Source organism: Heyndrickxia oleronia (assembly GCF_017809215.1).
GTDB lineage: Bacteria > Bacillota > Bacilli > Bacillales > Bacillaceae_C > Heyndrickxia > Heyndrickxia oleronia.
In genome coordinates this window covers 2,704,884-2,729,770 of record NZ_CP065424.1, presented here as the reverse complement: position 1 = coordinate 2,729,770, position 24,887 = coordinate 2,704,884, and the positions used below count along the sequence as shown (strand labels likewise).

Annotated in this window: 30 protein-coding genes, 1 pseudogene and 2 riboswitches; of the genes and pseudogenes, 19 read left to right on the top strand and 12 right to left on the bottom strand. The window is 34.0% G+C overall.

All coding sequences use genetic code 11. The features are described from left to right. Positions 1 to 3 precede the first annotated feature (3 nt). From I5818_RS13655 to I5818_RS13615, 8 genes and pseudogenes are all read left to right on the top strand, one after another. Positions 4 to 342, top strand: a complete 339-nt coding sequence (locus I5818_RS13655; protein WP_078111401.1) for an NIPSNAP family protein — start codon at positions 4 to 6, stop codon at positions 340 to 342. 42 nt (positions 343 to 384) lie between these two features. Next, positions 385 to 906 (top strand): GrpB family protein, encoded by a 522-nt coding sequence (locus tag I5818_RS13650; RefSeq protein WP_058005377.1) that lies wholly within the window; start codon positions 385 to 387, stop codon positions 904 to 906. Positions 907 to 958: 52 nt separating this feature from the next. Beyond that, a complete protein-coding gene (locus I5818_RS13645) occupies positions 959 to 1,456 on the top strand; it encodes an NUDIX domain-containing protein (protein ID WP_078111402.1) in 498 nt (165 codons plus the stop codon). A gap of 214 nt (positions 1,457 to 1,670) precedes the next feature. Then, positions 1,671 to 2,060 (top strand): NUDIX hydrolase, encoded by a 390-nt coding sequence (locus I5818_RS13640; protein ID WP_078111403.1) that lies wholly within the window; start codon positions 1,671 to 1,673, stop codon positions 2,058 to 2,060. 201 nt (positions 2,061 to 2,261) lie between these two features. Beyond that, the gene (locus tag I5818_RS13635; protein ID WP_078111404.1) at positions 2,262 to 2,879 is read left to right on the top strand and encodes a zinc dependent phospholipase C family protein; all 618 of its coding nucleotides are present in this window, start codon (positions 2,262 to 2,264) and stop codon (positions 2,877 to 2,879) included. A 14-nt stretch (positions 2,880 to 2,893) separates the two neighbouring features. Beyond that, positions 2,894 to 3,760 carry a proline iminopeptidase-family hydrolase gene (locus I5818_RS13630; protein ID WP_058005373.1) on the top strand — a complete coding sequence of 289 codons (867 nt, stop codon included), beginning with the start codon at positions 2,894 to 2,896 and terminating at the stop codon, positions 3,758 to 3,760. Positions 3,761 to 3,783: 23 nt separating this feature from the next. After that, positions 3,784 to 4,560, top strand: a pseudogene (locus I5818_RS26080) (APH(3') family aminoglycoside O-phosphotransferase). Between the two features lie 133 nt (positions 4,561 to 4,693). Next, positions 4,694 to 4,903, top strand: coding sequence for a YjzC family protein (locus I5818_RS13615; RefSeq protein ID WP_058005371.1), 210 nt, complete (start codon positions 4,694 to 4,696; stop codon positions 4,901 to 4,903). A gap of 63 nt (positions 4,904 to 4,966) precedes the next feature. Here the strand turns inward: I5818_RS13615 and I5818_RS13610 are convergent, their stop codons facing one another. Next, positions 4,967 to 5,179 carry a DUF3951 domain-containing protein gene (locus tag I5818_RS13610; RefSeq protein WP_209391757.1) on the bottom strand — a complete coding sequence of 71 codons (213 nt, stop codon included), beginning with the start codon at positions 5,177 to 5,179 and terminating at the stop codon, positions 4,967 to 4,969. Between the two features lie 356 nt (positions 5,180 to 5,535). Here I5818_RS13610 and I5818_RS13605 point away from each other — a divergent pair, with 356 nt between their 5' ends. Continuing rightward, positions 5,536 to 6,579 carry a M50 family metallopeptidase gene (locus tag I5818_RS13605; RefSeq protein ID WP_058005370.1) on the top strand — a complete coding sequence of 348 codons (1,044 nt, stop codon included), beginning with the start codon at positions 5,536 to 5,538 and terminating at the stop codon, positions 6,577 to 6,579. A 50-nt stretch (positions 6,580 to 6,629) separates the two neighbouring features. Next, on the top strand, positions 6,630 to 7,193 hold the full coding sequence (locus I5818_RS13600) for a histidine phosphatase family protein (protein WP_058005369.1): 564 nt from the start codon (positions 6,630 to 6,632) through the stop codon (positions 7,191 to 7,193). 111 nt (positions 7,194 to 7,304) lie between these two features. On the opposite strand, the gene I5818_RS13595 is transcribed toward I5818_RS13600, so the two are convergent. Genes I5818_RS13595 through I5818_RS13580 form a run of 4 tightly spaced genes read right to left on the bottom strand, consistent with a single transcriptional unit; the run spans position 7,305 to position 10,002 of the window. Then, on the bottom strand, positions 7,305 to 8,570 hold the full coding sequence (locus I5818_RS13595; protein ID WP_058005368.1) for a cation:proton antiporter: 1,266 nt from the start codon (positions 8,568 to 8,570) through the stop codon (positions 7,305 to 7,307). A gap of 4 nt (positions 8,571 to 8,574) precedes the next feature. Beyond that, positions 8,575 to 9,072, bottom strand: a complete 498-nt coding sequence (locus I5818_RS13590; RefSeq protein WP_058005367.1) for a cation:proton antiporter regulatory subunit — start codon at positions 9,070 to 9,072, stop codon at positions 8,575 to 8,577. A 47-nt stretch (positions 9,073 to 9,119) separates the two neighbouring features. Continuing rightward, the gene (locus I5818_RS13585) at positions 9,120 to 9,677 is read right to left on the bottom strand and encodes a tyrosine-type recombinase/integrase (protein ID WP_058005366.1); all 558 of its coding nucleotides are present in this window, start codon (positions 9,675 to 9,677) and stop codon (positions 9,120 to 9,122) included. Between the two features lie 16 nt (positions 9,678 to 9,693). Continuing rightward, positions 9,694 to 10,002: a hypothetical protein gene (locus tag I5818_RS13580; protein ID WP_058005365.1), complete on the bottom strand. Its 309-nt coding sequence runs from the start codon at positions 10,000 to 10,002 to the stop codon at positions 9,694 to 9,696. Between the two features lie 319 nt (positions 10,003 to 10,321). Between I5818_RS13580 and I5818_RS13575 the strand changes: the two genes are divergently transcribed. Both I5818_RS13575 and I5818_RS13570 read left to right on the top strand, forming a co-directional pair. Next, complete coding sequence (locus I5818_RS13575) at positions 10,322 to 10,555, top strand: hypothetical protein (protein ID WP_058005364.1); 234 nt, start codon at positions 10,322 to 10,324, stop codon at positions 10,553 to 10,555. A gap of 237 nt (positions 10,556 to 10,792) precedes the next feature. Beyond that, the gene (locus I5818_RS13570; protein WP_058005363.1) at positions 10,793 to 11,149 is read left to right on the top strand and encodes an MmcQ/YjbR family DNA-binding protein; all 357 of its coding nucleotides are present in this window, start codon (positions 10,793 to 10,795) and stop codon (positions 11,147 to 11,149) included. Between the two features lie 395 nt (positions 11,150 to 11,544). Here I5818_RS13570 and qoxD read toward each other — a convergent pair whose 3' ends face one another. The 4 genes from qoxD to qoxA all read right to left on the bottom strand — a co-directional run bounded on the left by qoxD (position 11,545) and on the right by qoxA (position 15,374). Beyond that, on the bottom strand, positions 11,545 to 11,829 hold the full coding sequence (qoxD, locus tag I5818_RS13565) for a cytochrome aa3 quinol oxidase subunit IV (RefSeq protein ID WP_058005362.1): 285 nt from the start codon (positions 11,827 to 11,829) through the stop codon (positions 11,545 to 11,547). A 2-nt stretch (positions 11,830 to 11,831) separates the two neighbouring features. Beyond that, a complete protein-coding gene (gene qoxC, locus I5818_RS13560) occupies positions 11,832 to 12,428 on the bottom strand; it encodes a cytochrome aa3 quinol oxidase subunit III (RefSeq protein ID WP_058005361.1) in 597 nt (198 codons plus the stop codon). Next, positions 12,425 to 14,374 carry a cytochrome aa3 quinol oxidase subunit I gene (gene qoxB / locus I5818_RS13555; RefSeq protein WP_078111026.1) on the bottom strand — a complete coding sequence of 650 codons (1,950 nt, stop codon included), beginning with the start codon at positions 14,372 to 14,374 and terminating at the stop codon, positions 12,425 to 12,427. The genes qoxC and qoxB overlap by 4 nt, the downstream gene beginning before the upstream one ends. 97 nt (positions 14,375 to 14,471) lie before the next feature. Then, positions 14,472 to 15,374, bottom strand: coding sequence for a cytochrome aa3 quinol oxidase subunit II (qoxA, locus tag I5818_RS13550; RefSeq protein WP_058005359.1), 903 nt, complete (start codon positions 15,372 to 15,374; stop codon positions 14,472 to 14,474). 583 nt (positions 15,375 to 15,957) lie between these two features. Here qoxA and I5818_RS13545 point away from each other — a divergent pair. Beyond that, positions 15,958 to 17,055: a DUF1646 family protein gene (locus I5818_RS13545; protein WP_058005358.1), complete on the top strand. Its 1,098-nt coding sequence runs from the start codon at positions 15,958 to 15,960 to the stop codon at positions 17,053 to 17,055. A 121-nt stretch (positions 17,056 to 17,176) separates the two neighbouring features. Here the strand turns inward: I5818_RS13545 and I5818_RS13540 are convergent, their stop codons facing one another. Continuing rightward, positions 17,177 to 17,821, bottom strand: coding sequence for a DNA-3-methyladenine glycosylase family protein (locus I5818_RS13540; RefSeq protein ID WP_078111469.1), 645 nt, complete (start codon positions 17,819 to 17,821; stop codon positions 17,177 to 17,179). Positions 17,822 to 18,335: 514 nt separating this feature from the next. After that, positions 18,336 to 18,438: riboswitch (TPP riboswitch) on the top strand. A 74-nt stretch (positions 18,439 to 18,512) separates the two neighbouring features. Then, positions 18,513 to 18,619, top strand: a riboswitch (TPP riboswitch). A 174-nt stretch (positions 18,620 to 18,793) separates the two neighbouring features. Here I5818_RS13540 and thiW point away from each other — a divergent pair. Genes thiW through tenA form a run of 5 tightly spaced genes read left to right on the top strand, consistent with a single transcriptional unit; the run spans position 18,794 to position 22,248 of the window. Continuing rightward, positions 18,794 to 19,315, top strand: a complete 522-nt coding sequence (gene thiW / locus I5818_RS13535) for an energy coupling factor transporter S component ThiW (protein ID WP_078110987.1) — start codon at positions 18,794 to 18,796, stop codon at positions 19,313 to 19,315. Continuing rightward, positions 19,284 to 20,111 carry a bifunctional hydroxymethylpyrimidine kinase/phosphomethylpyrimidine kinase gene (gene thiD, locus I5818_RS13530; protein ID WP_058005355.1) on the top strand — a complete coding sequence of 276 codons (828 nt, stop codon included), beginning with the start codon at positions 19,284 to 19,286 and terminating at the stop codon, positions 20,109 to 20,111. The genes thiW and thiD overlap by 32 nt, the downstream gene beginning before the upstream one ends. Next, positions 20,111 to 20,914 carry a hydroxyethylthiazole kinase gene (gene thiM, locus I5818_RS13525; RefSeq protein ID WP_235849768.1) on the top strand — a complete coding sequence of 268 codons (804 nt, stop codon included), beginning with the start codon at positions 20,111 to 20,113 and terminating at the stop codon, positions 20,912 to 20,914. The genes thiD and thiM overlap by 1 nt, the downstream gene beginning before the upstream one ends. Beyond that, positions 20,904 to 21,518, top strand: coding sequence for a thiamine phosphate synthase (thiE, locus tag I5818_RS13520; protein ID WP_078110985.1), 615 nt, complete (start codon positions 20,904 to 20,906; stop codon positions 21,516 to 21,518). Before thiM ends, thiE begins: the two co-directional genes overlap by 11 nt. Positions 21,519 to 21,540: 22 nt before the next feature. Next, positions 21,541 to 22,248 carry a thiaminase II gene (gene tenA / locus I5818_RS13515; RefSeq protein ID WP_078110984.1) on the top strand — a complete coding sequence of 236 codons (708 nt, stop codon included), beginning with the start codon at positions 21,541 to 21,543 and terminating at the stop codon, positions 22,246 to 22,248. A gap of 102 nt (positions 22,249 to 22,350) precedes the next feature. Here tenA and I5818_RS13510 read toward each other — a convergent pair whose 3' ends face one another. Further along, positions 22,351 to 23,199, bottom strand: coding sequence for a M48 family metalloprotease (locus I5818_RS13510; RefSeq protein WP_078110983.1), 849 nt, complete (start codon positions 23,197 to 23,199; stop codon positions 22,351 to 22,353). A 290-nt stretch (positions 23,200 to 23,489) separates the two neighbouring features. Between I5818_RS13510 and queC the strand changes: the two genes are divergently transcribed. Beyond that, positions 23,490 to 24,164: a 7-cyano-7-deazaguanine synthase QueC gene (gene queC, locus I5818_RS13505; RefSeq protein WP_139358197.1), complete on the top strand. Its 675-nt coding sequence runs from the start codon at positions 23,490 to 23,492 to the stop codon at positions 24,162 to 24,164. 69 nt (positions 24,165 to 24,233) lie between these two features. Here queC and I5818_RS13500 read toward each other — a convergent pair whose 3' ends face one another. Further along, complete coding sequence (locus I5818_RS13500; RefSeq protein WP_071975836.1) at positions 24,234 to 24,545, bottom strand: RNHCP domain-containing protein; 312 nt, start codon at positions 24,543 to 24,545, stop codon at positions 24,234 to 24,236. Positions 24,546 to 24,887 lie beyond the last annotated feature (342 nt).

Sequence of the window (24,887 nt, the reverse complement as noted above, 5' to 3'; positions counted from 1 at the left end):
AAAATGTTTTATCGACGAAAGTTTTATATAGTAAAAAAGGAGTTTGTAGATATTTTTAATAAGCATTTTAATGAAACGAATTTACCGAACCAATTAAAACATGGTTCGCGTTTGATCGGAAGATGGATGAAGCCAAATGAAGACGATACGATGGAAATATTCGCCATATGGGCATATGACAGCTATGATGATTATCAAAGGATTGAAGCGAAAATTAAAAGTGATTCCTCTCATTTAAAACGAATAGCTAATTGGTATGAACAAAATGGTGGTAGAGAACAAGTATATCGCAATTACATAGTAGAAGTAAGAAACGAAGTATTAACATCAACTGTTATATAAAATAGTATATTTTTTCCATAAAGTATATGAGGATGAATGTCGATGAGAAAAGTAGAGGTTACTAAATACAATGAAAATTGGATTGTATTATTTCAGGAAGAAGCACGAAAATTAACAGAAATCTTTGGCACAGAGCTTCTTGAGATCCATCATTTTGGTAGTACATCTGTAAAAGGTTTAAAAGCAAAGCCTATTATTGATATGCTGCTTGTGGTAAAGGATATTCAATTGGTGAATAAGTTTAATGGAGAAATGAGATCACTTGGTTATGTGCCAAAGGGAGAAAACGGGATACCTGAACGAAGATATTTTCAAAAGGGTGGAGACCAGCGAACCCATCATGTTCACATCTATGAAAAAGACAATAAACAGATTATTAGACATCTTGCGTTTCGAGATTATCTGCGTGAACATCCCGATGCAGTAAAAATGTACGGTGACTTGAAAATGGAATTAGCTAAACGTTTTCCATTCAATATTGATTCATATATAGATGGTAAAGAAAGTCTTGTATTGGAGCTGGAAAAGAAAGCATTAAAATGGTGGATGAGCACCCATAAATAATTTTCCTCATACTGAAAAGCAGTTTATATGTTGAGTGTTAGGAGGAAATATAATGGCTTCTATCCTTGTAAATTGGGGAGATTCAACAGTTCAACTTACTTGGATTACTAGTAAGGAGCTCGCAAAACTACAATTAATTACGAGTGTGCATGGTTTTTGCTTTTTTAAAGGAAAGCTGTTACTAGTTGATTTAAATCATAGAGGGTGGGACTTTCCTGGTGGCCACAGAGAGAGAAATGAGGAAGTGATTGATTGTTTTAAACGTGAAGCGATGGAAGAGGGATATGTTGAAGGAATGGTTGAACTTCTTGGTTATATTGAAGTAAATCATTGTTATAACCCATTTTGGAATGAGAACAGTCCGTATCCTAAAATAGGATACCAAGTGTTTTATCGGATGGAAGTAGAGCATATTCACCCTTTTTTAGGTGATTATGAATCATTACAAAGGGTATTCATTCAGCCTCAAGATGTAAAAAAATTCTATTCGGATTGGAACCCAATCTATCAAGAAATATTAAACCTTGCTACTAACAATTTTGGAAGGTAAATATAAGGTTGTTTTTTTAGGCTGTTTGTAGTTTGTTGTTTTTGTAAAAGTCCAATTTCCGGCTTTTACACCGAATAAAAGATTTCAGCGATTCTTATATAGTAAGTAGCTCTTTTCTCATTGAAATGAAAGGTGTAGCTGTCTTCAACTGATAGTTATTTGTTAAAACTTTACTTAAATAGCAACAATGTTTTAAAAAGGAGAGCGTTATTTAATGCGTCATAGAGGATCTGCGGTTCTTATAAAAGATCATGAAGTCGCTTTAGTTAAACGGATAAAAGATGGGTGCACTTATTATGTTTTTCCAGGTGGTGGTATTGAGAGTTCGGAAACTCCTGAGGAAGCGACCATCAGAGAAGCATACGAAGAATTAGGGGTACGGATATCGATTATAGACGATTTTGGTCGTGCTTACTTTAATGGAATACAATATTTTTATTTAGCGGAAATACGTGATGGAGTATTTGGAACAGGTAAAGGATTGGAATATACCGATAAGAGCAGAGGGGTCTATGAGCCTATTTGGGTTAACATAAGTCGATTAGCCTCATTGGATGTCAGGCCGAAAGAAATGGCTAAAAAGATTCATAGATTGTTTAATTGAAAGAATCTTATCTCAATAATGTTTTACTAATAATAGGTTGAAGAACTGCAATTCTCCTTATAGGGCTGAGGAGAGAGGTAAATAATGGATCAAAACGTTTAAATACTTATTCGGTAGGTGTAAAAATCTGGTAGTAAAGCTTACAAAGGCAAATAACTATATCTAATTCAGACAATTGATCTTATCCAAGGAGGATGACCGATGGGATCTAGAATCATGCATCTAATTATAGCTGAACAAATAGCAAATAAAATCTCCATCTCGAATAAGGAAGCATTTATATTAGGTGGAGTAGCCCCAGATGCTGTAACATCAAAGGAAATCTCCCATTTTTATATCGGAAATTTAAGCGACTTTACAAGAAGTATTGATTTTAATGGATTTTTCGAAAATTATAAAGAGATGTTTCCCTCGGACTATCTATTAGGCTATTATATACATCTTATTGCAGATGACCTTTGGTTAAAAGGATTTTACATGCCGTGGCTAAAGAACAGAATGGAAAATGACGAAAGCATATTAGAGCTATATCATAATGATTTTCGTTTATTAAATGGGAAGCTATTAAACTTTTATCATATTAATGATGTACAAATACATAATACGGATACAATTGATGAAATTTGTGATCTAAATGAAGTACATATTGAAGATATAAAAGCATTTTTGCCTTTCCTTTATGAAGATATACAATATGAAGAAGCAGTTCTTGATGAAAATCTAAATGTATTTACCTTTAATCAAATCATTGGCTATATTGAAACATCAATTGAAAAAGCTTTATATCATTTGAAAGACTTTGATCTAGTCTTAGATTAGAAAGGAAGAGAAATGTGAAAGAAGGATACATAGCTGTTACAGGCGGGAATGTATATTATAAAATAGTTGGTGATGGAAGCAAGACTCCAATCATCCTGTTACACGGTGGACCAGGAGGGACACATGTTCCTTTTATGCATCTTGAAAATTTGGGGAATGATCGACAAGTAATTTTTTATGACCAATTAGGGTCAGGAAAGTCGGATCGGCCAAACGATCATTCATTATGGAATATTGATCGTTTTGTCGAAGAATTAGGGCAAATTAGAGAAGCGCTTGGTCTCTCGAAACTTCACATACTAGGACATTCATGGGGAACCATGCTAGCAGCAAGCTATTTACTGAACCAGCCTGAGGGGGTACAAAGTATTATCTTTTCTAGCCCTTGCTTAAGCGTACCACAATGGGAAAAGGATCAAGCATTGCATTTGAAACAATTGCCTGAAGAGGTTCAAGAGATTTTATCTAGATGTGAACGTGAAGGGACCACAGATACAGAGGAGTATAAAACTGCGATGAAGGAATTTAATAAGCGGTTTGTGTATCGTCTAGATTCAAAACCGAAGGAAATGGAATCACCTTACGCGAAATCGAATTCGATTGTTTATAATACAATGTGGGGGCCTTCAGAGTTTTGCACTACTGGAAATTTAAAGGGATATGATGTTACAGAACGCTTAAAAGAAATTCAATTACCTGCTATGTTTACATGTGGTCGTTATGATGAAGCAACACCGCAAACAGTTGAAGGATATAGTCACTGTTTACCGGGATCAATTTTTCATGTATATGAACAAAGTGCACATTTACCGTATTTGGAAGAACCAGCTGAGTATATTGGTAGAGTAAGAAGTTTTTTAGACCATGTTGAAAAACAATAGGATGACATAAAAGGTGGAGGGCTATGGATAGATTACCTAAAAATCTCGAGAGCCTTTTAAAAGGTTGCAGCTGGGAAGAAATCACTATTGGCTGTTCAGAGTCAAATACATTTCGTGTAAAAGGTGATAATTATCATCAATTCTTAAAAATTCAATCCATAAATGCAAAAGAGAAATTGTTGAATGAAAAGGAACGTTTGGAATGGCTTCAAGGAAAACTACCAGTTCCTAAAGTACTTTATTATGAACAAGATGATATAAATGAGTACTTATTGATTTCTGAAATAGCAGGAAAAGATGCCTCAGTTGAAATAGATAAAACAACGTCTGTACCCGATTTAATGAAACAATTAGCATTAGGATTGAAAATGATCCATTCAATAAAAATCGATCAATGTCCTTTTGATCAGACAGTACAAAAAAAATTAGAAGAGGCAAGGTTAAGAGTTGAAAAAGGTTTAGTGAATGAGGATGATTTTGATGAGGAAAGAAAAGGTATTCCCTCCGATGTCCTTTTATAACATTTGAAGGATTCGGTTCCCAAGGATGAAGACTTAGTATTTGCCCATGGAGACTATTGTTTACCCAATATTATTTTGCATAACGGGAAAATAAATGGATTTATTGATATGGGAAGAGCAGGAATATCTGATAGATATCAAGATTTAGCACTTGCAGTAAGAAGTATTACGTATAATTTTGGTAAAGATATGATCCCGTATTTTTTAAATGAATATGGAATGCAAAGTTATGACAAAGCGAAAATTAACTTTTATCAATTAATGGATGAGTTTTTTTAGTGGGACACAGGGTCTGACCCCGCGTCCCTAAATGTTAAGTTATCAGAATGTTACTAATTGCCTATACAATCATCTTGTTATATTCCTTATAATAGAAAGGTAACCAAATATATGTAAAGGAGGAGTTGTTTTAATGGCGACATTAAAATCAGGGGAAACCGCAACTCAAACAGGTACTTATGTTGAGGTAGGACACGGTGGAGGTAAGGTAAAAAACGCAAAACGTGTCGAAGTAAAGCAAGGGGATAAACTTCCAGAGTTAGAAACTTATACTGTTACGATTGAACATAAAGGTGAAAAGAAAACTAGAAATCGCCAACATCGTTGGCATTTAGTTAAATAGAAGTAAAGGAGCTTGCATAAAGGCAAGCTCTTTTTATTTTTTTATGAAATTACTTATAAAGTGTTATTTAGAATCTTTATCTCCACTTTTCACTTCTTCGATTGTTTCCTCCTTTTCCTCATGAAATTCAACAGTAGATTGTGCAGTAATATAATCAAAAGGAGTATAGGAATGATTCGGGAGCATTCTGTTTTTCACGATTTTAAAGATAATGAATCCTATCAAGAAAACAATCATTACGGTAAATAAAATGGAAAGAGAAGTTAAAAAAATCATATTATCTCTACTTTATTTTAATGTTTCAAGTCTATTTATATTATTCATACGTCATCTAATTTCAAAAGTTTCAAAAGTTCCAAAAGTTCTTAAATAAAAAAATGTCTTTTTGGTTTTATAGGAATTTTATTGAAATTATGGTTGCATTTTTACTATGTGGCTGTTATATTACTTTTAGATATATCACAAAACGATATAGTAATTGAATGATTAGATTGAAATGATAAGAACAGTTAACAAACACAGATTTTTTATATTATTGCATCACTCACACAACCAAGACATGGTTTTGTGATTTACAGAGTACTTTGAAGAGATGATAGTGACATTACAATAAAAAAATAGGAGTTAGACAGATGAAATCAATTTTAACACCAAAATGGGTAACTCTTTTTGCAATTTTTCTACTTGCAATTGGATTCTATTTTAAACAGAGCATTGGAGTGACAATACAGATAGGAAGTCTATTATTGGCATTGTGGTTAGCAATTACTTTGCATGAATTAGGGCATGTTATATTTGGAAAAATGAGTGGCTATCAATTTGTCTTTTTTACAACTGGACCATTGCTAATTGAAAAAGCAAAGAAATATTTTTGCTTAAAAGAGAATAAACATTGGTTTCATTTTGGTGGAGTGGCAATGATGACACCACCTAATGGAAACAATATTAAAAAAATGATGCTATATGCAGCTGGTGGACCTATACTTTCATTAATCATCGCTATGACAAGCTTTCTACTATATGGACAATATACTAACTCTTTTTATTTATATTTAGGCATCATGAATAGTGCTATTTTCTTTGCAACGATCATCCCAGTGAAAACCAATATGCAAACAGATGGGTATGTAGTCCTCTCTTTATTAAAGAATAACGAAGACACTACTAAGCTAATAAATGAAATAAATATATCCAAAGAATTACTTAGTAAAAAGCAACCAAAAGACTGGGACTCTAAACAGATACAATTAGCGAGACAAATGCAGCCATCTATTGATCATGTACAATATGCAATGTTCCTCTACTATTTTGAAATTGAACAAGCTGGGTTTTCTTCAGCGGTAAATGCGTTGAAAGATTTTGCTGCCATTCCTGTCACTAAGAAAAATAAGCAGCAATTAGGATTTATCATTCATATGAAACAAATCGAACATTTCTTATCAGAGGATGTTCAATTGGAGATGATTTCAGAATATCAACAATTTCTTTCGAGAATTGAGCCTCTATCTTTTCACAGGGGCGAAGCTATGATTGCATACTTACAAGATAATAAAACAAAGGCACTTGAATTGTTACATAAGGTTCAGAAAAATGTAGAACATAATGAGTCACTATATGGATTTTTTAAAGCGGAAAAAACGCTAACAGAACTGATTAAAGAAAAAATAGCTTTATAAAAAGAGGAATAGAAAATCTGGAGAATTATATTAGATGGGAGCGGGAAAGTTTGGAAACCAATTTATACTTTGTTAGACATGCACACTCAACGTACTCACCAGATGAATATAACCGTCCTTTGTCTGCAAGAGGATTTACTGATGTTAAACAAATAACTCATCTTTTGCAAGGAGTGAATATAGACTTTATCATCTCTAGTCCATATTTAAGAGCCAAGCAAACGGTTGAAGGAATTGCGAAGTTGCTGAATAAAGAAATACTAATTATGGATGATTTTAAGGAAAGAATATTATCTGATAAAAAGGTAGAAGATTTCCAGGTTGCTATTTCAAGAGTGTGGGAGAATCCAACATATTCTTGGGAAGGTGGGGAATCGAATCTCAGAGCTCAAAAAAGGGGAGTTAAGGTTACTTTAGATGTAGTAGAAAGATATAAAGGGAAAAATGTCGTGATTGGTACTCATGGAAATATTATGGTCCTCATCATGAATCATTTTAATAATAAATTTGATTTTCAATTTTGGCAACAGCTTGATATGCCTGATATTTATAAATTGACCTTTATTCATACAAAACTCATTGATGTTCATCGATTATGGTATCGAACAAATTAGGAATGAGTTTTACTTGGAATATTTGTGAATCATTTTTGAAGATGACAAAGGGATTGTTCGAAGTTTACAGAACAATCCCTTTTTATCTAATAAACTAAATATGTTTGTAGTTTATAGATCAGTTTCAATTCCATTTTCACTATTTTTTTTAGTAATGGAACGATCTGATTTTTTCTGTGTTTTCGATTGATCCCATTTAAATATTTTATTTAGCATATTGTAAATATTCTTGGATTCCTTTGTTAAAAGTGGTCCGATAATCGCTAATATTAATACATAGACAGCGGTAAATGGTTTTAGAATAGGCATTAGGCCACCTGCAAGCCCTAAATTTGCCACAATAATGGAAAATTCTCCTCTTGAAACGATGGTCAATCCAATATTTGAAGCAGCTTTATAGGAAAGACCTGCTTTTCGTCCAGAAATTAAGCCAGCAATCAAATTGCTAAGGATAGTCAGAATGACTGCTCCTAAGGCTAGCCATACTGCTCCACCTAAACTAAATGGATCAATACTTAGACCGAAACTAAAGAAAAATAATGCACCGAAAAAATCTCTAAAAGGCATAACCATATGCTCGATACGTTCACGGTGCTCTGTTTCAGAAAAAACGAGACCAAGCAGTAAAGCACCAATGGCTTCAGCAACATGTAATTTCTCAGAAATCCCTGCAATAAAAAATAGGGAGGCAAAGACAACAAGGATAAAAATTTCATTAGATTTAATATTTAGTAGTTTATTAAGGAGGGGGGTACCTTTTCTAGCAATCACGAAAAATAGTAGCATATAACCAAGTGATATGCAGACTGAAATGAGGGTACCAATAATAGTCGTAGATCCACTTAATAGCAGGCCAGACATTACAGATAAAAATAATGCTAGGAAAATATCATCAAACAGAATAATTCCTAAGATTAATTCAGTTTCAGAATTAGCAGTTCTTTTTAAATCAACGAGTACTTTTGCAACAATTGCGGAAGAGGAGACACTTACGAGACCAGCAATAATCAGAGTTTCCATCACAGGAAATCCAACAACAAAACCATACACTAATCCTAAAGTGAAATTAAGAACAACATAAATGGTTCCACCTATAACAATTGAGCGACCAGAGCGGATTAATTTTCCTACGGAGAATTCTAGTCCTAAATAGAATAATAGAAATAATACACCGATGCGTCCAAAAAATTCAATTATTTCGGAGCTCTGAATAAATGTAAAATCAAATATCCCGATTTTAGGAGCATGTGGACCAACAAACATACCTAAAAGAATAAGAAAGGGGATAATGGAAAATTTCAATCTCCCCGCCAACAATGCCCCAATTGATACTAATAGAAGTGCTGTACCGACTTCGAAAACTAAGTGATTTGTCATTTAATCATCCACCTTTCTTTGAAAGAATATCTTTTACGAATTTTTTCACTTGATTACGTTGGCCTGAGACAATGACTGTATCTCCTGCTTCTAAAAGGGCTTCAGGTCCAGGTGTATGAATTTTTTGATGATTAATTTTGATGATGGCAATAATATTTACTTCATATCTTTGGCGAATACTTAGTTGTCCAATTGTTTGTTGGTTAGCGATTGCTGTAGGATCAACTTTAAACCATTCAATCACTAAATCATCAAATGTCATTTCAATTGTTTCTAACGCTTTTGGAGCATAAGTCATTCCTCCAATTATTGCAGCAATTTGCCTAGACTCTGTGTCATCTAATGAAATATTAGCTACTGATTCATCAAAATCATCTGGGTCAAAATAATAGACATCTCTGCGACCGTCATCATGAATAATAACGACGATCTTTTCAAGGCTTTTAGTAACAATTTCAAACTTCTTACCAATTCCAGGTAATTCAATTTCACGAATATTCATTTTCTATTCCTCCTTTAGTTAAAAACTTCCTATATATATAAATTTTTTTATAGGTTTACGTCAATTTCTGTTCTGATTTTTTCGGTTTTAGAAATCCCAATATATTTAAGTGTCTCAGAAGGTGTCGAATGATTAAAATGTTCCTTTAAAATTGAGATAGCTATTCCACGTTTATAAGCATGGTATCCAAAAGTTTTTCTCATTGAATTTGTTCCAATCTTTCCAACAATACCTATCGCTTCTGCCGCCTGATGAATGATTCGATAGGCTTGTTGTCGAGTGATGGGTTGTGAAGTTCTAGGAGATTTAAATAAAAAGTCTTCTTTTGTAAGCTCTTGATTCTGAATATAATGGATAATCGCTTGTTTTACTTTATGATTAAGATAAATTTCCTTCGTTTTATCATGATGTGGCAGGAGATAGAAGTTTTTCACCCCATCCTCGTCTAAAACATCTTCAACCCTAATTTTTAAGATTTCGGTTATTTTCAACCCGGTATTAATCCCCAAAGTAAAGAGAACGTAATCTCTCTCTGAGTGTTTTTTTAAATACCTTTTAATTGCATTAATTTGCTTTATATCCTTTAATGCTTCAACATACTCCATTACAAAACACTCGCTTTCAGCTTTTTTTATCCCGTATTTTTCTACTAATCACATAAATACTACATCCGAGTGTAAGGATTGAAAGGAATTTACTAGCAAGTATTAAATAACTTGTTGTTTGTGTATCTACAGTGATATGCGGTAGTTCTACGAAGATTAGTACGGTGAGGATGCTAAAACAGAGCACATTAAATGCATTATAAAAGGCTTGATTGATGATCTTGCAGCTTTGTTCTTTATTTTCATTTAAATAGGTAATGGTTACATAGGACATAACTAATATTAAGACATACGTTAACAGAATAATTGCCAACCAAATGCCCAATTTAGTTGCCTCCCAACATTTAAATATTTGTAGCTATACGTGGTGAAATATCTTGTTATTAAAGGAGAATAGAAGTGAAAAATACTATAAAGTAATGTTACTTAATTATAGCTTAACATAATATTAAGTAACATGCAAAACATAAGCAGACTTCTAAATGTATTTAGTAACAGCACTAAGAATACTTCAAAAACCGTCTAATAATTTGAGGTGATCGAAAATGTCAAGTGGTTTTGGGATGAGAAAATGAAAAAAACTTGAAAAATAATTGACAATTATGTGAAGAGAATGAATAATATAATACAAGGGGGATGATCGTATGGGAGCTAAAGCAAAGCTACTTAATGCTGTTAAATACATCGGTAGTTTTCTACTCGTTGTAGGAAGTATTGTATTTAGTTTTGGTTTTTTTGGAAGCGGTTCCGGTGTTTTAACTGCGATTGGAATAGGTACAGTAATGGGGGCTGTATTTATCTTCTTAATGGGTGTCTTCTTTGTAATCACTGAGGAACTATTAGGAAAGATTGACCATCGAGAGAAAATGACTAATTAGTAAATTTTTATAAAGGGGTATATTTACTTTTGACATAACTGTTTGAGGTTCAAATCACATATGATTTGAACCCTTTTGTTTTTTACAAAGGGGAAAGGAAGATGAAATTATTTAGTAAAAAAGAGTTAGGGATTCTAAAGATTCAGTTCTCCCATGCTTTTTGATATAATTATTACTTAATTAAACAATGTTAAGATGGCCAAATATTCATAAACAGGTATTTCGGGAGGTAGTTTTATGATAAATAGAAGAGAAATTTTTGCTTATGTAAAGGAAAAATTTGATACAGATCCTGACTACCCCTGGTTTAAGTATCCAGATAATGCTGTATTAAGACATAATGGGAGCGGCAAGTGGTATGGACTAATTATGAATGTTCCAAAAATTAAATTAGGTTTATCTGGTGAAGAAAGTGTCGATATAATAGACTTGAAGTGCGAACCAGGAATAGTAAGTTTATTAAAGAATGAACAAGGTACTTTGCCCGCATACCATATGAATAAGAAGCATTGGATTACAATTGTTTTGGTTAGTCCTTTTCCTAAAGAAGAAATCTACAATTTAATTAATTGGAGTTACAAATTAACAGAATAATATAAAATTCACATTTTCAACTATATAGGCAGATATAAACATCTTTTAGTGTACCTCTAATGTTTATAAAAAGAAAACAACAATAAATAGTAACTAAGCCAATTTCCGAAAAAGGTCTGTGAAATTATGTACTTAAACAAACGAGTTCTTTAGATGAACAGAACAGTATATAAATGAAAAAAAGCTTGGGATGTTTCCCAAGCTTTTTTTAGCTATTTGAATTGTAAATTTACTTGTTCTTTATATGACGAATTCGTATATTATTTTGGCTGCGTTTTTAGATTTTCTCTAGTTATCGGAACTACTTAACATTGAACTGCAAACCTTTTATTAATACAAATGTAAATTTTGTATTTCAAAATAGGATACGTTAATGTTATTAGGAATGTTTCTTATTAAATATAACCCCATACCATACACAATAATGTCCCGAAGATAGTAACTAGTGCAATAAACACTCCATAATAAATATTTATATAAATTGGCTTTTTATCTTCTGTTTCACCTGCATGCATAAAGACGACCAATTGTACGGCTGCTTGTATAAATGCTGTTAGGAGAAGGATTGTCATGCCGACAGAGAATGACAAATCAAGAAAGTAAACTGCAAGTGCAACAGTAGTTAATAGTAAAGAAAAGACAAACCCCATGACTTGTTTCATTGGAAATAATTCCTTCATGTTCACATCATTCCTTTCAAATAGATGAAGCTGAATATAAAGATCCAAACGACATCTAGGAAATGCCAGTAAAGGGAGAAGATAAATGACTTATTCGCTGTTTCTGAATTTATTCCATTCTTTTTTACCTGTAAAATGATAAATAGTCCCCAGAATAATCCAAATGTAACATGCGCTCCATGTGTGCCAAGTGTGGTTAAAAGTATTGCAGTAAATGCACTTGTTTGTAATCCTGCTCCAATGTGTACGTAATGTATAAATTCATAAATTTCAAAACCTAAGAATCCCAATCCAAGGAGAAGTGTGATCGTAAAGAAGATGATCATCGCTTTCTTATTATTGATCCGCATTGCGTGGATTCCTAATCCTATTACAAAACTACTTGTTAAAAGTAAAATTGTTTCAATTAGTACAGGTGTAATATCGAATATCTCTGCACCACTAGGACCATTTCCGGTTCGATTATATAATGTAAAGTATGAGGCGAAAAGTGTTGCAAATAGCATCACCTCAGCGCCTAAGAATATCCAAAAGCCAATAATTTTTAAGCGATTTTCTTCCGTTCGATATTCAAGAGGGAGTGAGTGATCTATTTTCATTTTTTTATACCTCCCAATTTATTTTCTGTTTCAATAATTTCTGCAACATCAATATAGTGACCATGGTCTTTCTCAAATGAGCGGTAAGCCATACAAGCAAAAATACCTATTGTTGTTAAAATTAATGGAATCCAGATACTAAATACAAATGTAAAACCCCAGACAAAAAAGATGCTAGCCATGATAAATGGTAAACCACTTTTATTTGGCATGTGAATTTTTTCATATTTTCCATTAAATAAGGAGTACTTATTTTTCTTTGAATCCCAAAATGCTTCATTTGATTGAACTTGCGGCAAAATGGCAAAATTGTATTCTGGTACAGGAGTATGTGTAGCCCATTCAAGAGAACGTGCATTCCATGGGTCTGAGCCGATATCTCTTGTTGCGTAACGAGTACTGTAGTAGATATTATAAACAATTAAAATGAAACCAGCGGCAAGTCCTAATGCTCCGATAAATGAGATCATATTTAAAGGGCCAAATCCAGTGGATGCTGAATAAGTGTACATGCGTCGCGCTTGCCCGTCTAATCCGCTAAAGAACATTGGCATAAACGCTACTAGAGTACTAATTCCGATGATTGATGCTGCCCATTTTCCAATTCTTTCGTTGAGCATAAAGCCAAACATTTTTGGCCAGTAATAAGTAAGTCCTGCAAGCATCGCGAATACCACACCAGGAATGATAACCATATGGAAATGTGCAACCAAGAACATTGTATTATGGTATTGATAATCTGCAGCTGACATTCCTAGCATAACCCCTGTTACACCACCGATAGTAAAAATCGGTAAGAATAGAAGTGAATACAGCATAGGTGTAGTCACCGTGATTTTCCCTTTCCAAAGTGTAAACAACCAGTTGAAGATTTTAATACCTGTTGGAACAGCTATCGCCATCGTTGTAATTGAGAAAATGCTATTTGCTAGTGCCCCTTGACCCATTGTAAAGAAATGATGTGCCCATACTAAAAATGAGAGAAGGGAGATAATTACCATGGAAGCAACCATCGATTTATAACCATATAAGTTTCGGCGCGCAAACGTTGAAATAATTTCACTATAGATTCCAAATGCCGGTAAAATTAAGATATATACTTCAGGATGTCCCCATACCCAAAATAGGTTAGCCCATAGCATATCCATACCACCGTTTGTCGTTGTAAAGAAGTTTGTTGCAAATAATCGATCCATCGTTCCCATTAAAAGTAATACTGTTAAAACAGGAAAGGCAAAAACAATAATTGCATTCGTTATTAAGGTAGACCAAGTAAACATCGGCATCTTCATTAATGTCATTCCTGGTGCTCTCATTTTTAAGATTGTTGTAATAAAGTTAATTCCTGTCATTAATGTTCCGAGTCCAGCAATTTGTATAGCGATCATATAGTAGTTTGAGCCAACAGATTCACTAAATTCAGTTCCCGCTAGTGGGAAATAAGAAGTCCAACCCGCATCAGGAGAACCCCCGACAACAAATGATATATTGAATAACATTGCCCCCATAAAGAATAACCAGAAACTTAAAGCATTTAAACGTGGAAATGCAACATCGCGAGCACCAATTTGTAATGGGACGACAAAGTTCATTAAAGCCATAATGAAGGGCATTGCCATAAAGATAATCATTACAATTCCGTGCGTAGTAAAAATTTCGTTGTAATGCTGAGCGTCTAATAATTTGTTATCAGGTACGGCAAGTTGCGCACGCATCATGATTGCATCTACTCCACCACGGAATAACATGAGTAAAGCAGAAATTAAATACATTATTCCAATTCGTTTATGATCCACTGTCGTTAGCCACTCACGCCATAGATAACCCCATTTTTTAAAATAGGTCAATCCTACGAGAATTGCTATAACTGTAAGACCAATTGCTACCATAGAAACATAGATTGCTAAACTAGGATGTGGTATGGCAAATCTATCAAAAAAGTCCATCCTTTTTAACTCCTTTCAAGATCAAATTCTAGAAGTAAAGAAATTTAAGTTTAAACAGCTTTATAGGTAAGGGGGGCGTAAATCATGAATTATTTGTTTAATGGTTATCATGATTTTCTTCCTCAGTCTCATCAGAATGATTTTTCGTGTTAGAGCCATGATGATGACCAGCATTTTCCCCTTCTGGAGCAGGTGCATAATCTAAATGAGTACCGGTGAACGTGGATTGACCCACATGACCTGGTTCTAACAGCTCATCAAATTTTTCTTCAGTTAGAGGTTTGGCTGTTTTCTTCACTTCTTCTACCCACTCATCATATTTTTCTTTCGACATGGCTTTGACATTGAATGTGTTTTCAGCAAAGCCTTTCCCACTGAAGTTGGCATTACGTCCCATGTACTCACCAGGAACATCGGCAGCTAAATGTAAAGTATTGACCATATCGGACATTGCATATTTCTGACCACCAAGTTGAGGAATCCAAAAGCTAGTAATTGGCCCATATGAATATAATCGAAATTCAATCGGACGATTCGTTGGAATATAAAGGTAGTTTACCGTTTCGATATCCTCCTCTGGGTAACTAAAATGCCATTTCCAATTGGAGGTTGCCGCGTATATGATTAATGGCTCTTGATCTCCATAGCCTTTTGGAGTCGCCTCTACTTTATAATTGGATTTAACCGACATGATTGAAAGAACAATAACAATGATGACTGGTACTCCAACACAGATTGCTTCTACAATCGGGTTTCCCTCAATATGTGGTGGCTCATAATCCTTGCTTTGCTTAGAAGCTCGGAATTTAATTAGCATAAAAAGCAGAAGACCAAAAACTACAATGACAATAAATGACATAATGAATATAGAAATCATAATGTCATTAGCTTGTGTTTTAGCTTGAGGTCCTTTAGGATCTAGTACCATTAAAGGTTCACAGCCTGAAAGTACAGTCAATATAGCAAACATCGCTAAATAGATTAACCATTTCATTTTCATAAAAAAACTCCTTTCAATTAAAGATAAAATTCTGAAAGCTAATTTGAAATCATCTTAATATGTTTTATTAAATTTATCTGTAGAATGATTGTGACTTCACATAAAGTTCATGAATAAAGAGAGAGAATTGTCACCAATTATTCAAGATAAACACAGAAAAGGAAGGATAGTTTCATTTGTTTATTAGCTTTATTCTTTAATATAAGGTAAAATAAAAGGATGGCTATTTTTAGAAAATTCATATTTAAATTTAAGTATATATAGATTGGTTTTATTACATAAGCCTTTGTTCATTATTACTATTTGCTATTTGTTGAAAAATTTTTTTAGAAGTTATCTAGTCAAAAAGCATGTATTTATGATATACTAAATTATAGATTACAAATTTTTGATTTATAATTGATAATTTAATAGATAAATTTTTTTGGAGGAGCCTGTCACCAAGGGATAAGTATGTCCCTTTTGTGACAGGCTTTTTTGAGTTTTCATTGAAGATGATTAAATAACTAGGTACCTAATGCCTTTTTTAAATTACAGAATCATCAAAATTATCAATTATAAAATACAAGGAGGAGATGTATCAATGATTATTGGATTATCCATTATATTGTTACTTGTTTTAATATTACCCTTTACTAAATTTGTTGAACGAAATTTAGAAATATTTTTATTTATAATGGGAATATTAGCTGTTATTGTAAGCCAAGTTTACTCATGGTCACTTGTTAAGGAAGCAATCATCCATCCGATTAATATTACTCTTGCAGTACTCATAGCCGGATTAGTTTTTCGCTGGTTCCAACGACCGATTGAGAAAGGAATCCTGTGGATTAGCTCAGTAATGCCATATCGCTTATTTATTGCCCTTTTTGTCATCGTTCTTGGAATTGTATCAAGTATTATTACAGCCATTGTAGCTGCTATCATCCTAGTTGCTGTCATTAGTGTATTACGACTGGACCGAAAATCCGAGATTCGTCTCGTTGTGTTAGCATGTTTTGCAATCGGTCTGGGGGCAGTGTTAACTCCAATTGGTGAACCACTTTCTACAATTGTTGTAAGTAAATTGGATGAAGATTTCTTTTATCTCCTTAAATTAGTTGGAACTTCTGTTATTCCAGCAGTGATTGTTTTTGGAATTATCGCCGCTTTTGCAGTGAAACCGGGTGGTAGATTAAATGAACCTGCCTGGAAATCTGAAATAGCTGCCGCAAGTGAATTAGCAGGATCTAAAGAGAATGAAACGGGTAGTGTAAAAGCAGATACAGGCACACAGACTGAGTCCTATGCGGAGATTATTATTCGCAGTTTAAAGATTTATTTATTTGTAATGGCTTTAACATTTCTTGGTGCTGGTTTTGAACCATTTATTGAAGCGTACTTACTTGATTTAAGTCCTTTAATTATGTATTGGATTAATATGCTCTCTGCTGTTTTAGATAATGCGACATTGGCTGCAGCGGAAATAAGTCCTGCTATGAATGATACTACGATCAAAGATATCTTAATGGGTCTCCTCATTAGTGGGGGAATGCTTATTCCTGGAAATATACCCAATATTATAGCTGCTGGTAAACTGAAAATTACAAGTGGAGAATATGCACGATTTGCTTTTCCTATTGGTTTAGCAGCAATGGTTCTTTACTTTGTTATTATTTTGATAACTGATATTTTGTTCTAAAATGTTAAACTGAAAATAGAAATAGGGTTGTCTGGTAGCAATATCTTTTCATCAGACAACCCTTTTTTATAATCAGTAAAAAGTGAGATCCATTGAAAATAATTATAAATAAATCGTAGATTTAATTAGATCTCAAGTATTCCTCAAATGAAGGATAGGAAACGACATATTCTTGGTTAACCACCTCCCATAAGTATAGCGAGGCAATCGATTGATAAGGTGTCCATGCTTTTCCTTTTTCTTCTAAAAGTTTTTTACCATCTGATTCTTTTGAAACTGAATAAAGCCATTTGACACCACGTTGGAGACCAATATCTAGTAGGGATAATACATCGAGTCTACCTAGTGAGAAGATGAGAAACATTTCCGCTGTCCAACGACCAATTCCTTTGACTTGTGTTAATTGTTGTATTACCGTTTCATTCCCCATGTATGAAAATTGTTCAAATAATAGCTCCTTTTTAGTAATTTTTTCGGATAAATCTCGTATATACGAAATCTTTCGGTAGGATATACCTATCTCTCTTAACTGCTCATCTGATAATGCTAAAATAGTCTCCGGTGAGAGATTGGAATTCGTCAATTTTTTTAGCCGCTCATTTAAAACGGAAGCAACCTTTGCAGATAATTGCTGTCCGACTATTGATCGTAATAATGCTTGATAGGGATCATCACTTATTTTTATATTGAGCGGACCAATAAGTTTCATTAGTTGTTGTAAGATAGGATCGGCAGTTCCTAATTTTTGTAATATTATTTGGTTCAATCGAATCACTTCCCTAAATTTTTGATTAACTAGATATGAACTTCATCATTTTAGAATAATATTAACATTATTCAGTTATTTTTAAATCATATAAAAATATTTTTAGATGTAATTTAAGCTAAATTTATTATCAATAGGGGTGGAAAGGAGTTTGGTTACAACTAAAAAAAGAATAAGAGGCATTTTTTATACTCATTTACACATACCTCTAATGGGGTAAGGCATTCGTTCTAAATGTAAACAAAGTGATTGAGGATACAGAAGGACTGCTGTGCACTCTATAATAGAATTAAAAAATTATGGAAGGAAAAAATTATTTCATTACTGTTGAAAAAGCTAATATTCATGACAATGAATGAGATAGAAGGTTTGAATGAAGAGTAAAACAGAGAAAATGAAAATACGTAAAAAGATTGATACATTAGTCATGGATGTATAGTCTATTATTTTAACTTTCTAATGAAAATGATTGATTTTTATCCAGAATATGCTAAGATGGGTTTAATTAAATGAAATTGATCACTAGGGGAGTCTTTTAAGAAGACTGAGACAGAGGTTCTGGACCCTTTGAACTTGATCCAGTTGATGCTGGCGTAAGGAAGTGGCTGTATTTTTCGGTGCGATGAACCGTGAAAATCAGTCCGTCCTTATATCTAGGGCGGTTTTTTTATGCCTTATAACAATAAAATATAGATTCTGCTAGGGGAGCCGAGTTTGGCTGAGAGAGATCAAAGAAGATTGATACCCTTTAAACCTGATCCGGGTGATGCCGGCGTAGGGAAGCGGTCCAAACCTATTTTTTAGGTTGTCTTTTTATGGGATATAACCGCTTTCTTTTTAGGAAAGTGGTTTTTCTGTTGTGGAGAAAAAAGAATTTATCTTCGTTTTCAAAATTACAACGTTCTTGATTTGCCAGCTCTTATCGAAATTAAACAAATTTCGAAAGTTCTTAAGGGAAAGGGGGGTGATTCAATGTCTAAAACTAGAAAACTAACATTGACTTCAATAATTATTGCGATTACTACACTAACAAGTAATATCGTGTTTATTCCAGTAGGGTTTGCGAAAATTTTTCCTGTACAACATATGGCTAATGTTTTGACTGCTGTATTGCTTGGCCCGGTTTATTCCGTAGCACAGTCATTCATCGTTTCATTACTTCGAAATATGAATGGAACTGGTTCTATTTTTGCTTTCCCAGGGAGTATGATTGGTGCTTTTTTAGCAAGCTTTCTATTTTTTAAAACCAAAAAGCTTATATGGGCATTTATTGGAGAGGTAACTGGAACAGGGATTCTTGGTGCGCTCGCTGCCTATCCGATTGCAACTCTGCTTTTAGGGAATAAAGTTGCCTTATTCGGGTTTGTACCGTCTTTCATAATCAGTTCCTTAGGCGGTGCAATTATTGGCATTGTTTTTATCAAAATATTATTCAAAAACAAAATAATAGGGGGAATCATCTATGAAAACAGCTCTTACAATCGCAGGCTCTGATTCAGGTGGAGGAGCAGGAGTACAAGCCGATTTGAAAGCATTCTCTGCATTAGGTGTGTATGGAATGTCTGTTATTACAGCTGTTACAGCGCAAAATACTGTTGAGGTACGATCGGTTCAGATGCTGGATATTTCGATCATTCGTGATCAAATTGCAGCAATATTTGAGGATTTACCGGTGGATGCTGTGAAAATTGGCATGCTTGGATCAGCGGAAATTGTAAAAAATGTGGCTGAAGAACTCAACAAGTATAAACCAAAACAGATAATTCTAGACCCTGTAATGGTTTCAAAGGGAGGACATCATCTTTTATTGACGGATGCCATACAATCCTTAAAGGAAAAATTGCTTCCAGTGGTAACACTTGTAACTCCTAATATTCCAGAAGCGGAATGTTTAACTAATACTAAGATTGAAAATATTGAGGATATGTATCAAGCATGTAGAAATTTAAAAGAGCTTGGGGCAAAATCTGTCCTCCTAAAAGGAGGACATCTTGAAGGAGATCCCAATGATTTATTTTTCGATGGCATGCAATTCACATGGTTAAAAGGGAAACGAATTCATACGAAGAATGTTCATGGGACCGGCTGTACTTTATCCTCCGCAATTACAGCGTATATAGCAAAAGGATACTCTTTGCAGGAGGCTGTTAAAGCAGGTAAATCCTATATTACAAAAGCAATTCAATATAGCATTAATATTGGATCTGGTCATGGTCCTACCCATCATTTTTTTGATATTTATGAGAAAGCTGGTTTAGTAGAAAGAGAGGAAAATAAGGGGGAGTTATAGTGAATAATATCAAAGAATTATTTAATAGAGTAAAAGAGTCGAAGCCACTTATTCATCATATTACGAATACAGTAACCATCAATGATTGTGCCAATGTGACACTTGCAATTGGGGGATCACCTGTAATGGCAACAGAAACGAATGAGATGGAAGAGATGATCCAGTTAGCAGATGCACTAGTGATAAACTTTGGAACCATTCATGAACAGGTTTTTGAATCTATGATTCGTGCTGGCGGTGCTGCAAATCGTAAAGGGATACCTGTAATATTTGATCCTGTTGGTGTAGGTGCAACTTCTTTTCGAACAAGTAAATCACAGATTCTATTAGATCAGGTCAAAATGGATATCATACGTGGGAATGTAAGTGAGCTTCATGCGTTAATTGGTGGAAGTAGTCAAACGAAAGGAGTAGATGCAGGTGAAGTTTCAGTTTCTCCGATAGAAATAGCGAATCGTGCAGCGGTAAAATATAAGTGTTCAATTGGGATAAGTGGCAAGGAAGATGTCATTTCAGATGGAAAACGAACATTCATCCTGCAAAATGGTGATGAAATATTAACAAAAATAACAGGTACTGGCTGTATGTCAGGTTCCATCATTGCAAGTTTTGCTGCAGTAAGTGAAGACCCTTTAAATGCTACGATGGTTGGAATGTCTGTCATGTCAATAGCGGGTCAAAGGGCAAAACAACATCTGAAACTGAATGAAGGTCTAGGAACATTTAAAGCAAAACTTATAGACGAAATTGATCTGATGAATGCTGAAACATTTAATCTTGAGGTGAGAATACATGAATATTGATTATCAACTGTATCTTGTTACAGATGAACAAACGCCCGAAGAGGAATTGCTTCCTATTGTTGAAAAAGCGGTGTTAGGTGGAGTCACTGCTGTGCAACTTCGAGAAAAACACTCAGAAGGAAAAATCTTTTTTGAAAAGGCAATAAAACTTAAACAACTTCTAGCAAAATTTAATGTTCCATTAATCATTAACGATCGTGTGGACATCGCATTGGCAGTCAATGCAGAAGGAATTCATATTGGACAAAAAGATCTCCCCTTAGTAGAAGTGAAAAAAATTATACCCAACTCAATGTTTGTCGGTGTTTCTGTTCAAACCGAGGAACAAGCATTGGTTGCACAAAAGGAAGGGGCTGATTATATCGGTGTTGGTACTGTTTTTCCGACAACTACAAAACCTGATGCGATCACTATGTCATTTGCTACTTTAAGAAAGATTGTTCAAGCTGTTCATATTCCTACAGTTGCGATTGGAGGGATATCATTAGAAAATGTTCATCAGTTATCAAATGTAGGAGTATCAGGTATTTCCGTAGTTTCGGCGATTATGAAAGCGGATGATCCAAAATTAGCTGCTCGAATGTTACGGAATAGTTTCAAATAATCATATGAAAAGAGGGGGCAAAATGGAAAGCATTCAAACTGAACGTTTTACAGACAGACTTTATAGAAATGTTGAACCTATTTGGAGCAAAAACTTTCACCATTCATTTGTGCAGGGAATAGGTCGAGGGACACTCGAAAGAGAATTATTTTCTTACTATCTGAAACAGGATTATGTTTATTTAATTGAGTATTCCAAGCTTTTTGCTATAGGAGCACAAAAGGCTACTAGTATTGAGGTTATGAAACAATTTTCTGTCTTACTGCATGAAACTCTTCATTTTGAAATGGATGTTCACCGTTCATATGCTAAATCATTTGGGATAAGTGAGGAAGAGTTGGAACAATCAGAACCAACTCCAATTAATTTAGCGTATACCAATTATATGTTAAATGTGGCCCATAACGGTACTTTAGCAGAATTGGTTTCATGCCTTCTTCCTTGTGCATGGGACTATTGGGAGATTGGAAAGAAATTATATAGTAATTACCATAATGAATTGGAAACAAATCCTTATAAAAATTGGATTAAGGCTTATTCATCTGATGAATTTGGAGCCCTAGCAAAGTGGTTAATTCAACTCATGGATGAATTAACCTTTGAAAAACCCGAAAGAGAATTAACAATTTTAGAAAATCATTTTCAAACGACCTCTCGTTTTGAATTTTTATTTTGGGAAATGCTTCTAAATCAAGAAGAATGGCCGTTGCAGGTGCAGAATATGGTATAAGTTTTGAAGGTTTTTAACAATTTAATTGGAAAATCTCATTTTTTACTAGTTCTGGGACAGTTTATAAAGCTGTCCCATTACTATTTTTTAAAGCTGAATTGCTTACATAACATTTTCTAAAAGCCACTTTTCTGTTTGACCTTCAATGTCAGTGTGAGTCCAAGCTATTATTGCATTTTTCTCTCCTAACTGATTGATTTGATGTTGAAAAAACATATCCGAAATAAAATACCCCAGTCTGTTATAACCAAAGGTACGCCCACCATTAATAGAAAACCATTCTCGAAATATTTGTTCGGGTGAATGGATAGCATAGTCATGTGCAAAAGCCATTTTAATTTCATGTTTATGTGCTTTTGCATATGTTAACCAATTATTCCCCTCATCGTTAAATGAGAAATACATGGAAGGATCCAAGTTTTTTGCGGTTTTACGGGAAAAATGAATAGCTGCTCCTTCTTGGTGAAGCCATATAAGTGGATTATTCCAATTTAACTTTGACCATTCCATTCCTGACATGTCTGAAAGGATATTATGTGCAACATGACCAAATTCGTGTGCAACAATTGTTCTTAAATGATCTGGTGAAGGGGATAATCTTTCTAATGCAAAGGATATGTTAGGAATAATTTGTCTGTGTGTATATGCATTTGATCCAAACCCCCCAACTATTAAGTTTACTTCAACTGGAAAAGTAAGTTGATACATATTGGAATACTTTTCATCGATTTCTTTGATAATAGGTTTTATGTTTTGGTGAACTTGGTTAATTCTTGAAAAAAACTGAGGGTATTTTTTTATTGATTGAGAATGTCGTTCATCGGTATCCTTACAATGATAGGCTAAATATTCTTGGAAAATGTCAGGATATTCATTGTAGTAGCTTCTTAAGAAACGAATTGAAGGGTGATAATTATTCATAAAAAAAGGTATCGTGTCAATTATTTTCAAGGGAATCCCTCCTAAAGTACTCAACTCTACTATAAATTTATATTAACATAGTTTACCAATGGAAGGGTTATAGTCTCTTTTGCTTTAGTATGAAAAATGCTAGAATTAAGTTAATCAATTCATACAAGTTTAGTAAAATCCGCGGAGGCGGTAGAGGTTCTAGCTACCCTCTTAAAAAAACTAATGAACAGTACGTTAATTAGTACTGTTTTTTTCTCTAAAAGGGTAAACAAAACATCGCTGTATCTAAAGAGGCAACTAAACCAGTATATTATTGCGAAATCAATTTTATAAAGGGAGTAGTTAAATTGAAAAAGGAGAAAGCAATTGTTGTGTTTAGTGGTGGCCAAGATAGTACAACATGTCTATTTTGGGCGTTGAAACGTTTTGAAGAAGTAATTGCAGTGACTTTCGATTATAATCAACGACATAAAGCGGAAATAGATTGTGCAATAAATATCACGCAGGAGTTAGGAATTGTACACCATATTTTAGATATGCAACTATTAAATCAACTAGCTCCGAATGCTTTAACAAGAGTTGACATTGATGTAACAGATGGGGAAGAGGGGGAGCTTCCATCTACATTTGTACCGGGTCGAAATTTATTATTTTTATCCTTCGCTGGTGTTGTAGCCAGTCAGGTAGGTGCAAAACACATTATAACAGGTGTCTGTGAAACAGATTTCAGTGGTTATCCTGATTGTAAGGATATATTTATCAAATCTTTAAATGTGACCTTAAATCTAGCCATGGATAACCAGTTTATTATCCATACACCTCTAATGTGGATAAACAAAGCAGAAACATGGAAGTTAGCGGATGAACTTGGTGCATTAGATTTTGTCCGTACAAAAACATTAACTTGCTATAATGGAATAATTGCAGAAGGGTGTGGAGAATGTCCCGCTTGTAAACTACGAAAAAGGGGATATGATGATTATATAAAAACAAAAGTAAGATAATTAAAGAAAGCACAAGAAACTTCTAACAAGATTGTTTCTTGTGCTCTTGAATACTTTTGAACATAAATTCTATTGTATTGCTTTCAAAAAGTGAATTAGTTGGTCCTCTTGTTCTGTATTAATAGCCACTTTGTTTTTACCAACCTTGCCACATTTTATACACTTATGGATAATTTGATATCCTTTTTTATTAGAATAATCTAGACCTACTGGAGCCATTAAACCTCGACAACTACTTTCCCGATCACCTGGCTGCTGATCTAGATGCAAAGAATATAAACAATATGGGCAATGATTACGATAACTTCCATTTGTTAATGGTTTAATTACCATCCTGCATTTCTTACATTGAAATCCTGTATTTTCAGTTTTTCTACTCAAGGACAATACCTCCTAGATGATTTTTTCATCTATGGAGGCAGGGTTCCGTTTTGTTTTTCCCCTATATGGAGCTTCAGGCTTTTGAGGAGAAGGGACCTGTTCACCGCTCGGCTTTACCATGCGATTAATTCTAGTTCCTACTTCATTTGAGCGTTTTTCATCTCAAAATCCGGACCTCGATTGATTTTATGAATTTGTATCAACCACTGTAAGACAGACATCTCCACCTTCCACTAGTAGGTGTTCTACCTCAATCACTGACAATGGCATTCGTCCCCTATACTGCCCAATTATGTGTAAAATAAATTAACAAGAAACCACTCCAAATCTTATTATGTTTAA